Here is a 12,508-nt window from a genome sequence, read left to right as displayed (position 1 = left end):
ATCGTGAACGCAGGGTTAAGGCGCGACCTTGCGGCGCTTGCGCAGGCCGGGCCATCTCGCCATAAGCCCCGCAAACGGAGGAAGCTGATGATCGGACGTCTGAACCATGTTGCCATCGCCGTGCCTGATCTGGAGGCCGCAGCCGCGCGTTACCGCGACGTGCTCGGCGCCAGGGTGGGCGCGCCCCAGCCTGAACCCGAGCATGGGGTGACGGTGGTGTTCATCGAGCTGCCCAACACGAAGCTCGAGCTTCTGCACCCGCTCGGCGAAGACAGCCCGATCAAGGGCTTTCTCGAGAAGAACCCCGCCGGCGGCATCCATCACATCTGCTTCGAGGTCGAGGATATCCTCGCCGCGCGCGACCGGCTGGTGGCACAGGGCGCGCGCGTGCTGGGCTCGGGCGAGCCGAAGATCGGCGCGCATGGCAAGCCGGTGCTGTTCCTGCACCCGAAGGATTTCAACGGCACGCTGATCGAGCTGGAGGAAGTCTGATGGCGATCACCTCGGCGCTCGTCCTTTATGCGGTGATCTGGTTCATGGTGATGTTCATCGCCCTGCCGATCGGCCTGCGCACCCAGGGCGATGAGGGCGAGGTTGTCGAGGGCACTCATGAGGGCGCCCCGCATGACTTCAAGGTCTGGCAGATGGTGCGGCGGGTGACGCTGATTTCCACCGTGCTCTGGGCGGTGATTGCGTCGATCATCCTGTGGGGCGGTATCACCGTGCGCGATCTCGACTTCTTCAACCGGATGGCGCCGCCCTCGCAAGCGAATGGAACAGATGGGTGAAGGCCGCCGCGCCAATCACCGGCGCGAGAAGATTCACAAGCGGCACGGCAAGCCCCAGCGCCACCACCACCCCGGCGGCCCAGAGGGTGGGCCATTCCGCACGGGCGAGCCGCGCAGCCTCGGCCGGTGACAGGCGCCTGAGCGCCACCGTCTCGAAATACTCCCGCGCGATCAGCCACCCGTTGGCGGCGAGGAACACCAAGGGCGAGAGCCAGCCCGCGGCGAGCGAGGCGAGGAAGGCGGCGACACTGACGAGAGCCGTCAACCAGAGAAGCCGCAATGAGACCATGATGGCCTCACCCATCCCCCGCCGGCGTGGCGCGGGAAGCGCAGGATAATGGCGCCGCTCGACTGCTTCGACAATTCGTTCGAGGAACAAACCCACGGTCGCCAGAACGAGCGGAGCCGTCACCCAGGCGAAGAAGCTCCAGCCCGCGCGCGAGGCGAGGCCCTCGGTGAAGGCACCGAGAAAGCTCATCCTTCCCACGCCGGGCAGGGCCACTTCAGCCGGTGTCAGCGACTCGATCAGCCAGGCGATCCCGACGAAGAGCCCCGCGACGGGCGCGGTAAGAAACACCACGACGAGAAAGGCGCCGAGGAGCGGGGCAATGAGCCGAGGGTCGCCGAGCTGGCGCAGAGCGCAGCCGAGTGCGCCGACGATCAGACGAGTCTTCACGGGCTCAGTCGCTCATCCAGGTGGTGATGGCGTCGATGTCGGGGCGGGGGCGGTCGGGCGGGGTCACCGTCTCGGTGCCGAGAAAGATGAAGCCGGCGACCCGCTCGTTCTCGGCGAGCCCCAAGCCTTCGCGCACGAACTCGCGGTCATGGGCAGCCCATGACGTGAGCCAGTTTGCCCCCCAACCCGACGCGAGAGCGGCATTCAGAAGCGCAAGACACACCGCGCCTGCGGAGTAGCTCTGCTCGATGGGCGGCACCTTTTGGGACGGTTTCTGCACCTCGATCACCGCCACGGCCACCACCCCGTCGGCGAATTGGCGGCGGGTCTTCTCGATCTGGTCGGGATCAAGCCCGAGCGCCTGACCGCGGCGCTCGGCGAGCGAGGCAAGGCGGTCGAGCGCGCCGCGCTGCAGCACGATGAAGCGCCAGGGCTCGAGCTTGCCGTGATCGGGGCTGCGGGCCGCGGCGGTAAGAAGCGTGCGGATTTCATCGCGGCCGGGTCCGGGCGCGCGCAGTGTCTTCGCCGGGCGCGAGCGACGCGTGAGCAGGAACTCCATCGCGGCGGGGTTCGGCTCTCCCATGTTACCTCCCTGCAATTCAGCATCACTCGGCGCGAGGCATGAATGAAAGGCCCGCAGGCACAGCGGGCACGAGCCGCGCGCAGAACCTCCCCATCGCTGTGCCCTTCAGCCCACGGGCGGCGCTCGCTCGATCGGCACGCGCCGCGTCGGGATCAGAGCTGGCGCTCGAGCATCAGCTTCTTGATTTCCGCGATCGCCTTGGCCGGGTTCAGACCCTTGGGGCAGGTCTTGGTGCAGTTCATGATGGTGTGGCAGCGGTAGAGCTTGAAAGGGTCTTCAAGATCGTCAAGCCGCTCGCCGGTTGCCTCGTCGCGGCTGTCAATGATCCACCGATAGGCGTGCAGTAGCGCGGCCGGGCCGAGGTAACGGTCGCCGTTCCACCAGTAGCTCGGGCAGGCGGTGGAGCAGGAGGCGCACATCACGCACTCATAGAGCCCGTCGAGCTTCTTGCGATCCTCGATGGACTGGCGCCACTCGCGCTCGGGGGCCGGCGTTTCCGTCTCGAGCCAGGGGCGGACAGAGGCATGCTGGGCGTAGAAGTGCGTCAGATCCGGCACCAGATCCTTGACGACGGGCATGTGCGGCAGCGGGTAGATCCTGATGTCGCCCTTCACCTCGTCCATTCCGTGGATGCAGGCGAGCGTGTTGATGCCGCCGATGTTCATCGCACAGGAGCCGCAGATACCCTCACGGCAGGAGCGGCGGAAGGTCAGCGACGGGTCGATGTTGTTCTTGATCCAGATGAGCCCGTCGAGGATCATCGGCCCGCAGTCGTCGAGATCGACGAAATAGGTGTCGAGGCGGGGGTTCTCGCCGGTATCGGGATCCCAGCGGTAGATGCGGAAGGTGCGCAGGCGCTTGGCGCCCTCGGGCTTGGGCCAGGTCTTGCCGATGCGCACCTTCGAGTTCTTCGGAAGCGTGAACTGGACCATCTGCCTGCCTCCTCAGTAGACCCGCGCCTTGGGCGCGATCTTTGCCGGATCGATGCCGCCCTTCTCGGGCGGGGTGAGCGGCTCGGTGTGGACCGGGCGGTAGTCGAGCCGCACGGTGCCGTCCTCCTCCACCCAGGCGAGGGTGTGCTTGCGCCAGTTCTTGTCGTCGCGCTCGGGGTAGTCCTCGCGCGAATGGGCGCCGCGGCTCTCCTTGCGCGCCTCGGCCGAGACGATGGTGGCCAGCGCATTGGCCATGAGGTTGTCGAGCTCGAGCGTCTCCATCAGGTCGGAGTTCCAGATCAGCGAGCGATCGGTCACCTTGAGGTCGGCGCGCTTGGCGGCGATCGCTTCCATCTTCCTCACGCCCTCGGCCAGCGTTTCCTCGGTGCGGAAGACGGCCGCATCCTCCTGCATGGTGCGCTGCATCTCGAGCCGCAGCTCTGCCGTCGGCACCGAGCCGTTGGCGTTGCGGAATCGGTCGAAACGGGCGAGCGCCTTGTCGATGGAGGCCTTGTTGGGCTCGGGGTTGGGTTCGCCGGGCTTCACCACCTCGCGGGCGCGGATCGCCGCGGCGCGGCCGAAAACCACAAGGTCGATGAGCGAGTTGGAGCCAAGCCTGTTGGCGCCGTGCACCGAGGCACAAGCCGCCTCGCCCACTGCCATCAGACCGGGCGCCACGCGGTCGGGATCTTCCTTCGTGGGGTTCAGCACCTCGCCCCAGTAGTTCGTCGGGATGCCGCCCATGTTGTAATGCACCGTGGGCAGCACCGGGATCGGCTCCTTGGTCACATCAACGCCGGCGAAGATGCGCGCCGATTCGGCGATGCCGGGGAGACGTTCCTCGATCACCTCGGGCGGCAGGTGCATGAGGTTGAGGTGGATGTGGTCCTTGTTCGGCCCCACTCCCCGGCCCTCGCGGATCTCGAGGATCATGCAGCGGGAGACGACGTCGCGGCTGGCGAGATCCTTGTAGGTGGGGGCGTAGCGCTCCATGAAGCGCTCGCCCTCGGAGTTGGTGAGATACCCCCCCTCGCCACGCACGCCCTCGGTGATGAGGCATCCGGCGCCGTAGATGCCGGTCGGGTGGAACTGGACGAATTCCATGTCCTGCAGGGGCAGGCCGGCGCGGGCGATCATGCCGTTGCCGTCACCGGTGCAGGTGTGCGCCGAGGTGCAGTTGAAATAGGCGCGCCCGTAGCCGCCCGTCGCGAGCACCGTCATCTTGGCGCTGAACAGGTGCAGCGTGCCGTCATCGAGCCTCCAGGCGAGCACACCCTGGCAGGCGCCGTCCTCTCCCATGATCAGGTCGATGGCGAAATACTCGATGAAGAACTCCGCTTTCTGCTTGAGGCTCTGGCCGTAGAGCGTGTGCAGGATGGCGTGACCGGTGCGGTCGGCGGCCGCGCAGGTGCGCTGCACCGGCGGCCCCTCGCCGAATTCGGTGGTATGGCCTCCGAAGGGGCGCTGGTAGATCTTGCCCTCCTCGGTGCGCGAGAAGGGCACGCCGTAATGCTCAAGCTCATAGACCGCGGCCGGCGCTTCGCGGGCGAGATACTCCATCGCATCCACGTCGCCGAGCCAGTCCGAGCCCTTGACGGTGTCGTACATGTGCCACTGCCAGTGGTCGGGGCCCATGTTGCCGAGGCTCGCGGCAATGCCGCCCTGCGCCGCGACGGTGTGGCTCCGGGTGGGGAACACCTTGGTGACGCAGGCCGTCCTCAGCCCCTGCTCGGCCATGCCCAGCGTGGCGCGGAGCCCCGCGCCGCCCGCGCCCACCACCACCACGTCGTAGTGATGGGTCTCGTATTCATACGCTGCCATTGTCCGCTCCGTTTCCTGTCACAGCGCCAGACTTCAAAGCGTGAGGCGCGCCAGCGCGAAAAGACCGACGGCAATCGCTGCCCATGACAGACAGGTCATGGCAACGATGAGCACCTCGCGCCAGAGGCCGCCGACGTAATCCTCGATCAGCACCCGCACTCCGTTCTTGAAGTGCAGGAAACCCACGACAAGGGTGAGCGCGGCAACGAGCGCCGGGAAGGGGCGCGCGTAGTGGGCCACGACCTCCTCGTAGGGCGCGCCGAGCACCGGGCCGAAGGTGAAGACGAAGAGCGGCACCAGCACGAGAAGGGCGACCGAGGAGACGATCATCGACCAGTGATGCTCCACCCCGCTATGGGCGGCCCCAAGGCCGCGCGCACGCTTGCGATCGGTCAGAAAGCGCATCTCCCCCTCCTTCAGATCACGACCACGGTGAGGAGCGTGAGCAGGACCGAACCCAGGATCATGCCCCAGCCCATCAGCTCCGCCTGCTTGAGCTCAAGCCCGTAGCCGGCGTCGAAAATGAGGTGCCGCAGGCCGCCCAGCGCGTGATACCACAGCGCCCAGAGCGAGCCGAACATCACGAGATCGCCGAACCAGCTTGTGATCACGGCGTTGACGAAGGTGAAGTGTTCCGGCCCGCTCGCCGCCGCGAGAAACCACCAGACCACGAGAAAGGCGCCGATCAGCAGCGCATTGCCGGTGATGCGGATGAAGATCGACGTCATCGAGGTCAGCTGTGGCCGATAATACGGCCCGATCATGAAAGGCGAAAGGGGACGGTTCGCCCGGTTTGCATCAGCCATGATCGCTGTCTCCTCTCCCTGCGGCTCCTCTCCTTGCGGCCTGCTCGAGGCGGAGCTGACCGAGTCTGCCGAGCAGCCGTGAACTCTGATCGCTTGATAGCAGCCTCGTTGACGTTGTCACGGGCCGAGGGCAAAAAAACCGCATTCGATGCCGGAATTTTCCCTGCCTCCCCGGAATCGTGATCACTTGACGGAAGCTTGTGATCACTTGCTTCCCGGCACGGATTGCGCATCACAGCGGCATCAGCGCCCAGTAGTCGAGATCAAGCAGAACCTCGGGAAGGTAGCGGCCGTCCGACCCCTTCAGAACGAAAGGCTCGCCGGTCGTCGCCACCGTGCGCAGACGGATCGCACCGACTCCTGGAGCCGGCGTCATGGCCTTGTCGAGCACCTCCGACCAGGCGCGCACGGTCATGCCGGCGAAACAGGGGTTGGCGTGGGTGCCTGCATTGAGGCCGATGACCATCTGGGCATTGGCAAGGCCGTTGAAGGAGAGCGCACGCGCAAGGCTGATCACATGTCCGCCATAGATGAGTCGCCGCCCGTCGGGCCGCTGGCTGGCATCGAAATGCACCTTGGCGGTGTTCTGCCAGAGCCGGGTTGCGAGCATGTGCTCGGCTTCCTCGATGGTGACACCATCGACATGGTCGATCCGCTCGCCGATCTCGTAGTCGGCCCAGCTGTGCGGCTCGCCGGCAAGAGTGAAATCATAGCCGGTGAAATCGAGCCCCTCGGGGATCACGAGATCCTCCGCGGCCACGGCCGCGGCAAGCTCTGGAATCACCGGCTCGGGCGCGGGCGCGGAAAGGTCGTGCTTGCGCACCATCACCCAGCGCACATAGCTCAGCACGGGCTCATCCCGCTGGTTCAAGCCTGTGGTGCGCACCCAGACGACACCCGACTGGCCGTTCGAGTTCTGCTTCAGCCCGATAACCTTGCTCACCGCGCGCAGCGTGTCGCCGGGCCAGACGGGCCTGAGCCAGCGCCCCTCGGCATAGCCGAGATTGGCCACGGCGTTGAGCGAGATGTCGGGCACGGTCTTGCCGAAGACCAGATGGAAGGCGGCGAGATCGTCGATGGGCGCGGCCTCCAGCCCGCATGCGCGCGCAAACTCGTCGGAAGAGTACAGCGCGTGGCGCGCGGGATAGAGCGCGTGATAGAGCGCCCGCTCGCCGCCCGACACGGTGCGTGGCACGGCGTGGATGATCTCCTCGCCAAGCCGGTAGTCCTCGAAGAAACGGCCGGCGTGGGTCTTGCCTGCCATGTTCAGAGATCCCCCAGCTTCAGCGCGGGGTCGTAGTCGCCCTCCACCTCCTTCACAACCGCCTGGGCGCAGCGCATCGTGCCGGTGGCCGGGTCGTGGGCGTAGGCGGGGCTGCCGTGAAGCTCCCAGCCGCGGGCAAGCGCCTCGGTGACCTTGTGGCAGAAGCTGGAATCGTCGGGGCCGGTCAGCAATCGGTAAGCACGCATGTCACGCTCCGGGAAAGGGGTTGTGCCCGAGCCACATGTGGACAGCCGCGATCGCCGCGTAGGCAACAAGGCTGATGACAACCAGCCTCAGCGTGCCGGTCGCCGAGCCGCCCTGTGGCGGCGTCCACTGCGGCTCTCGAGCATTGATGAGAAGGATTTCCACCACCGGCCAGGCCAGGAAGCTGCCGAAGAGAACGAGCGAGGCAAGATCGCCGTTGACCAGCAGATGCGCGGTGGCCCAGACGAAGACGCCGGTGAGCATGGGATGGCGGATGTGGCGGCGCAGCGGGCTTTTCGAATGGCCCAGCCCGACCAGAAAGACTGCCAGCAGCATCAGAAGGTTGTTGGCGTGAATGCCCCAGGCAGGCGGTGTCATCACGGGCTCGAACGGTGCCGCGCGGTAACCGATCACCATCAGAACCAGACCGGCGAGGATAACCGCCGCGGCGATCCCCCTGCCCCTGGCTCCGAGCGATGCGCGCAGGTCCGGGGCGACACGCTTGAAAAGATGCCCCGCCCACCACAGAGCAATGCCAAGAACAAGCCAACTCATCGCGCAAACTCCGTCTCGAGCGCGGCGATCGCATCGGCCTTGGACAGCGTCGCGCGCGCCGTTTCCACATGCAGGTTCTCGACGATGCGGCCATCGACAACGGCCACACCCTTTCCTTCCGCCTGCGCCGCCTCGAAGGCCGCGATCTGGCGGCGGGCGAGCTCGATTTCCTCGGCCGTCGGCGCGAAGACCTCATTGACCACGTCGATCTGGGCAGGGTGGATCAGCGTCTTGCCGTCCATGCCGAGAGCGCGGCCCTGTTCGGCCTCGGCGCGCAAACCCTCGGTGTCGCGGAAGGCGTTGTAGACACCGTCCACGCAGATGCGGCCATGCGCGCGCGCCGCCAGAAGGCAAAGCTCAAGGCTGGTGATCAGCGGCAGCCGATCGGGCCGGTGAAGGCAGCCCAGATCCTTGGCAAGATCATTGGTGCCAAGGACGAAACCCGCGAGCCGGGGATGCGCAGCAATGGCCGCGGCGTTCAGCACGCCGGCCGGCGTTTCCATCATCGCCCAGAGCGCGGCCTGAGGCACGAGTGCGGCCAGCGCATCGAGCTCGGCGGGACAGGAGACCTTGGGCAAAAGCACTGCCTCCGCACCCGCTTGCGCCATCGCCTCGGCATCGGCGCGGCCCCATTCGGTGTCCAGCCCGTTGATACGCACGATCAGCGTGCGCCCGCCGAACCCGCCTTCGGAAAGCACCGCGGAAACACGGGCGCGGGCGGCCGGCTTCTCGTCGGGGCTCACGGCATCCTCGAGATCAAGGATCAGCGCGTCCGCCTTCAGCCCCCGCGCCTTCTCGATAGCGCGCGCATTCGACCCGGGAATGTAGAGCACCGAGCGGTAGGGGCGATGCGTGGCAGTCATTGATTCCCTCATTCGGCAATTTTGTTGCGCAAGCGAGCACAACTGGGCACCATTCCGCAAGCGAAATCTCGCCGCAGCGCAGCGAGCCCCGGCCGACGCTCGCGCGCCGCGCGCACGCGCGATTAACCAATTTTCCAGCCTTGATCCGCACGCTTCCTCGCGTTCGTCACCGCCATCACGGCGTGGCGCGAGCGAAAGGACAGATCAATGACGCGCCTCATCTCGAGCCTTCTTCTTGGCACCCTTGGGCTTGCTACCGGCGCCGCGACTGCACGGGAGACGGCTGGAAACTGCGCAGAGCGCGCGAGGGTGCTCGAGCATCTTGCGCAACGATACGGCGAAACGCGCCAGTCGATCGGCCTGGCCTCGAACAATGCGGTCATCGAGGTCTTCGCCTCGCGGGAAACCGGCTCCTGGACCATCATCATGACGCTGCCCACCGGCGTCACCTGCCTGCTCGCTTCCGGTCAGGCCTATGAGCGGCTCGACGAGCCGCTGCCCGGCACGGGCCACGACGCCTGAGAGCCTGACTCCCGGGACCGTTGACGCAACCGCATCGTCGCGGCGCCCTCATGCCGCGCCGCAGCGGGGTTGCGCGAACGGGCGCGAATGGCTAGGCAACCGGCGAATTCAAGCTGACCGGAGACCAAGCCATGGCCAGACCGAAGATCGCGCTGATCGGTGCGGGGCAGATCGGGGGCACGCTCGCCCATCTCGCCGCGATGAAGGAACTCGGAGATGTCGTACTGTTCGACATCGCCGAGGGGATTCCGCAGGGCAAGGCGCTCGACATCGCCGAGTCAGGCCCGGTCGAGGGGTTCGACGCGGTACTCAAAGGCACAAACGATTATGCCGACATCGAAGGTGCGGATGTATGCATCGTCACCGCCGGCGTGCCGCGCAAGCCCGGCATGAGCCGCGACGACCTTCTGGGCATCAACCTCAAGGTGATGAAGGCGGTGGGCGAAGGCATCAAGACCCATGCGCCGAACGCCTTTGTCATCTGCATCACCAACCCGCTCGACGCGATGGTGTGGGCGCTGCGCGAATACTCGGGCCTGCCGCATGAGAAGGTCGTTGGCATGGCCGGGGTGCTCGACTCCGCGCGCTTCCGCCACTTCCTGAGCCTCGAATTCGGCGTTTCCATGCGCGATGTCACCGCCTTCGTCCTCGGCGGGCATGGCGACACCATGGTGCCGCTGGTGCGCTACTCCACCGTGGCCGGCATTCCGCTGCCAGATCTCGTGAAGATGGGCTGGACCACGCAGGAGAAGCTCGATGCCATCGTCCAGCGCACGCGGGACGGTGGAGCCGAGATCGTCGGCCTTCTCAAGACCGGATCGGCCTTTTATGCGCCCGCCGCGAGCGCCATCGAGATGGCGGAAGCCTATCTGAAGGATCAGAAACGCGTGCTGCCCTGCGCCGCCTGGGTGGACGGCGCCTTCGGTCTCAAGGGCATCTATGTGGGCGTTCCCACGGTGCTGGGGGCTGGCGGCGTCGAACGCATCGTCGAGATCGAACTGTCGAAGGAAGAGAAGGCAATGTTCGACAAGTCGGTCGAAGCGGTGCGGGGACTCGTGGCCGCCTGCAAGGGCATCGACGCCTCGCTGGGCGGCTGACACCGCTGGTCACATCGAGACGGGCCCAACCGTGGCCCGGCCGGCGCCGGCGCTTCCCGTCCGGCGCCGGTTGCATTTCGAATCACCTCCGCTCGCGAGGCCTCGGCACCCGGAAAGGCGCCGCGACACGCTTTTGCGGAGTTTTGTGATCACACGAATGAAAGTGTGATCACGCAAAACGGCCCATTTCGCCTTGTTTGCGCTCTCTCGCCGATTGCGGCTTTGAGCACGGCGCGGGAGCGTGCAAACACGCCGCGGAACGGACGCGAGACGGGACGGTTTCATGAACATCCACGAGTATCAGGCGAAGGCGCTCCTGCGCGAGTATGGGGCTCCGGTCTCCGACGGGCGCGTGGTGATGCGGGCCGAGGAAGCCAAGACGGCAGCGAGCGAGCTCGACGGCCCGATATGGGTCGTCAAGGCACAGATCCATGCCGGCGGCCGCGGCAAGGGCCATTTCAAGGAGTCCGATGCGGGCGACAAGGGTGGCGTGCGGGTCACCCGCTCGGTGGAGGAGGCGGCCGAGGAAGCGCGTCGCATGCTTGGCCGCACGCTGGTCACGCACCAGACCGGCCCCAAGGGCAAGACCGTCAACCGCGTCTATATCGAGGAAGGCGTGGACATTGACCGCGAGCTCTACCTGGCGCTCCTGGTGGATCGCTCGACGAGCCGCATCGCCTTTGTCGCCTCCACCGAAGGTGGCATGGACATCGAGGAGGTGGCGGCGAAATCGCCCGAGAAGATCCTCTCCTTCGCCGTTGATCCGGCCACGGGTTACCAGCCGTTTCATGGGCGCCGGATCGCGTTCTCGCTCGGCCTCGAGGGCAAGCAGGTCAAGCAGTGCGTGCAGCTGATGGGGGCGCTCTACCGGCTGTTCACCGAAAAGGATGCCGAGCTGCTCGAGATCAACCCCCTGGTCATCACGCGTGAAGGCAACCTGCATTGCCTCGACGCCAAGATGAGCTTCGATGACAACGCGCTCGGCCGCCACCCGGACATTGCCGAGCTGCGCGACACCTCGGAAGAAGATCCGAAGGAGCTCGAAGCCTCGAAATACGATCTCAACTACATCGCGCTCGACGGCGAGATCGGCTGCATGGTCAATGGCGCGGGCCTTGCCATGGCGACCATGGACATCATCAAGCTCTATGGCGGCGAGCCTGCGAACTTCCTTGACGTGGGCGGTGGCGCGACCCGCGAGAAGGTGACCGAGGCCTTCAAGATCATCACCTCGGACCCGAACGTCAAAGGCATCCTCGTCAACATCTTCGGCGGGATCATGCGCTGCGACATCATTGCCGAGGGCGTCGTGGAGGCGGTGAAGGAAGTGGGTCTGAACGTGCCGCTCGTGGTGCGGCTCGAGGGCACCAATGTAGAGGAGGGCAAGCGCATCCTCAACGAAAGCGGGCTCAACGTGATCGCGGCTGACGATCTGGCCGATGCGGCGAAGAAGATCGTCGAGGCGGTGAAAGCGGTGAAGGGATAAGCGGCATGTCCATCCTCGTTGACGAAAATACCAAGGTCATCTGCCAAGGCATCACCGGCAGCCAGGGTACCTTCCACACCGAACAGGCGATTGCCTACGGCACCAAGATGGTCGGCGGCGTCACCCCCGGAAAGGGTGGGCAGACGCATCTGGGCCTGCCGGTCTTCAACTCCTGCCACGAGGCGGTGGCGGCGACGGGCGCCGACGCCTCGGTCATCTATGTCCCGCCACCGTTTGCGGCCGATTCCATCCTCGAGGCGATCGACGCGAAGATCCCGCTGGTCGTGTGCATCACCGAGGGCATTCCGGTGCTCGACATGATGAAGGTCAAGCGGGTGCTGCAGGACAGCGAGACCATCCTCATCGGCCCCAACTGCCCGGGCGTGATCACGCCGGAGGCCTGCAAGATCGGCATCATGCCCGGCCACATCCATAAGCGCGGCTCGGTGGGCGTGGTGAGCCGGTCGGGCACGCTGACCTACGAGGCGGTGAAGCAGACTACCGATGTGGGGCTCGGCCAGTCCACCTGCGTGGGCATCGGCGGCGACCCCATCAAGGGGATGGAATTCATCGACGTTCTCGAGCGTTTCCTTGCCGATGACGAGACTCAGGCCATTATCATGATCGGCGAGATCGGCGGCTCGGCGGAAGAAGAGGCGGCGCAGTTTCTCAAGGATGAGGCGAAGCGTGGCCGCAAGAAACCGGTCGCCGGCTTCATCGCGGGGCGCACCGCGCCTCCGGGGCGGCGCATGGGCCATGCTGGCGCGATCGTGAGTGGCGGCAAGGGGGGTGCCGAGGAGAAGATCGAGGCCATGAAATCGGCTGGCATCGTCGTCGCCGACAGCCCCGCAAGCCTCGGGCAAGCGGTGCTGCAGGCCATCGGCAAATAGCCGCGGCGCGCAAGGGCGCTC

General features: G+C 66.0%; 16 protein-coding genes. 6 read left to right on the top strand and 10 right to left on the bottom strand.

Annotated elements, in window-relative coordinates; all coding sequences use genetic code 11:
- The first annotated feature begins 87 nt into the window (after positions 1 to 87).
- A complete protein-coding gene (mce, locus tag BLQ14_RS10720) occupies positions 88 to 492 on the top strand; it encodes a methylmalonyl-CoA epimerase (RefSeq protein WP_092500550.1) in 405 nt (134 codons plus the stop codon).
- Positions 492 to 788, top strand: a complete 297-nt coding sequence (locus BLQ14_RS10715; protein WP_092500549.1) for a DUF1467 family protein — start codon at positions 492 to 494, stop codon at positions 786 to 788. Before mce ends, BLQ14_RS10715 begins: the two co-directional genes overlap by 1 nt.
- On the opposite strand, the gene BLQ14_RS10710 is transcribed toward BLQ14_RS10715, so the two are convergent.
- The 10 genes from BLQ14_RS10710 to BLQ14_RS10665 form a co-directional block, all read right to left on the bottom strand.
- On the bottom strand, positions 742 to 1,464 hold the full coding sequence (locus BLQ14_RS10710; RefSeq protein ID WP_092500548.1) for an EI24 domain-containing protein: 723 nt from the start codon (positions 1,462 to 1,464) through the stop codon (positions 742 to 744). The two genes, BLQ14_RS10715 and BLQ14_RS10710, sit on opposite strands and share 47 nt — an antisense overlap.
- 4 nt (positions 1,465 to 1,468) lie before the next feature.
- Complete coding sequence (locus BLQ14_RS10705) at positions 1,469 to 2,047, bottom strand: nitroreductase family protein (protein ID WP_092500547.1); 579 nt, start codon at positions 2,045 to 2,047, stop codon at positions 1,469 to 1,471.
- Positions 2,048 to 2,199: 152 nt separating this feature from the next.
- A complete protein-coding gene (locus tag BLQ14_RS10700) occupies positions 2,200 to 2,979 on the bottom strand; it encodes a succinate dehydrogenase iron-sulfur subunit (protein WP_092500546.1) in 780 nt (259 codons plus the stop codon).
- 12 nt (positions 2,980 to 2,991) lie between these two features.
- On the bottom strand, positions 2,992 to 4,800 hold the full coding sequence (sdhA, locus tag BLQ14_RS10695) for a succinate dehydrogenase flavoprotein subunit (protein ID WP_092500545.1): 1,809 nt from the start codon (positions 4,798 to 4,800) through the stop codon (positions 2,992 to 2,994).
- Between the two features lie 33 nt (positions 4,801 to 4,833).
- Positions 4,834 to 5,205 (bottom strand): succinate dehydrogenase, hydrophobic membrane anchor protein, encoded by a 372-nt coding sequence (gene sdhD / locus BLQ14_RS10690; protein ID WP_092500544.1) that lies wholly within the window; start codon positions 5,203 to 5,205, stop codon positions 4,834 to 4,836.
- Positions 5,206 to 5,216: 11 nt separating this feature from the next.
- A complete protein-coding gene (sdhC, locus tag BLQ14_RS10685; RefSeq protein ID WP_092500543.1) occupies positions 5,217 to 5,606 on the bottom strand; it encodes a succinate dehydrogenase, cytochrome b556 subunit in 390 nt (129 codons plus the stop codon).
- Positions 5,607 to 5,838: 232 nt separating this feature from the next.
- Positions 5,839 to 6,870, bottom strand: coding sequence for a MaoC family dehydratase (locus BLQ14_RS10680; protein ID WP_092500542.1), 1,032 nt, complete (start codon positions 6,868 to 6,870; stop codon positions 5,839 to 5,841).
- Positions 6,871 to 6,872: 2 nt separating this feature from the next.
- Positions 6,873 to 7,076, bottom strand: coding sequence for a DUF1737 domain-containing protein (locus tag BLQ14_RS10675; RefSeq protein WP_092500541.1), 204 nt, complete (start codon positions 7,074 to 7,076; stop codon positions 6,873 to 6,875).
- 1 nt (position 7,077) lies between these two features.
- On the bottom strand, positions 7,078 to 7,629 hold the full coding sequence (locus BLQ14_RS10670; RefSeq protein WP_092500540.1) for an NnrU family protein: 552 nt from the start codon (positions 7,627 to 7,629) through the stop codon (positions 7,078 to 7,080).
- Positions 7,626 to 8,492: an HpcH/HpaI aldolase/citrate lyase family protein gene (locus tag BLQ14_RS10665; protein ID WP_092500539.1), complete on the bottom strand. Its 867-nt coding sequence runs from the start codon at positions 8,490 to 8,492 to the stop codon at positions 7,626 to 7,628. Before BLQ14_RS10665 ends, BLQ14_RS10670 begins: the two co-directional genes overlap by 4 nt.
- Before the next feature lie 207 nt (positions 8,493 to 8,699).
- Between BLQ14_RS10665 and BLQ14_RS10660 the strand changes: the two genes are divergently transcribed.
- From BLQ14_RS10660 to sucD, 4 genes are all read left to right on the top strand, one after another.
- Positions 8,700 to 9,014 (top strand): hypothetical protein, encoded by a 315-nt coding sequence (locus BLQ14_RS10660; RefSeq protein WP_092500538.1) that lies wholly within the window; start codon positions 8,700 to 8,702, stop codon positions 9,012 to 9,014.
- 131 nt (positions 9,015 to 9,145) lie between these two features.
- Positions 9,146 to 10,111, top strand: coding sequence for a malate dehydrogenase (gene mdh, locus BLQ14_RS10655; RefSeq protein ID WP_092500537.1), 966 nt, complete (start codon positions 9,146 to 9,148; stop codon positions 10,109 to 10,111).
- A 283-nt stretch (positions 10,112 to 10,394) separates the two neighbouring features.
- Positions 10,395 to 11,597: an ADP-forming succinate--CoA ligase subunit beta gene (gene sucC, locus BLQ14_RS10650; protein WP_092500536.1), complete on the top strand. Its 1,203-nt coding sequence runs from the start codon at positions 10,395 to 10,397 to the stop codon at positions 11,595 to 11,597.
- A gap of 5 nt (positions 11,598 to 11,602) precedes the next feature.
- The gene (gene sucD / locus BLQ14_RS10645; protein WP_092500535.1) at positions 11,603 to 12,487 is read left to right on the top strand and encodes a succinate--CoA ligase subunit alpha; all 885 of its coding nucleotides are present in this window, start codon (positions 11,603 to 11,605) and stop codon (positions 12,485 to 12,487) included.
- Positions 12,488 to 12,508: the final 21 nt, after the last annotated feature.

This window comes from Meinhardsimonia xiamenensis (genome assembly GCF_900102905.1).
GTDB classification, from domain to species: Bacteria; Pseudomonadota; Alphaproteobacteria; order Rhodobacterales; family Rhodobacteraceae; genus Meinhardsimonia; species Meinhardsimonia xiamenensis.
This window is presented reverse-complemented; position numbering and strand designations above follow the sequence as displayed.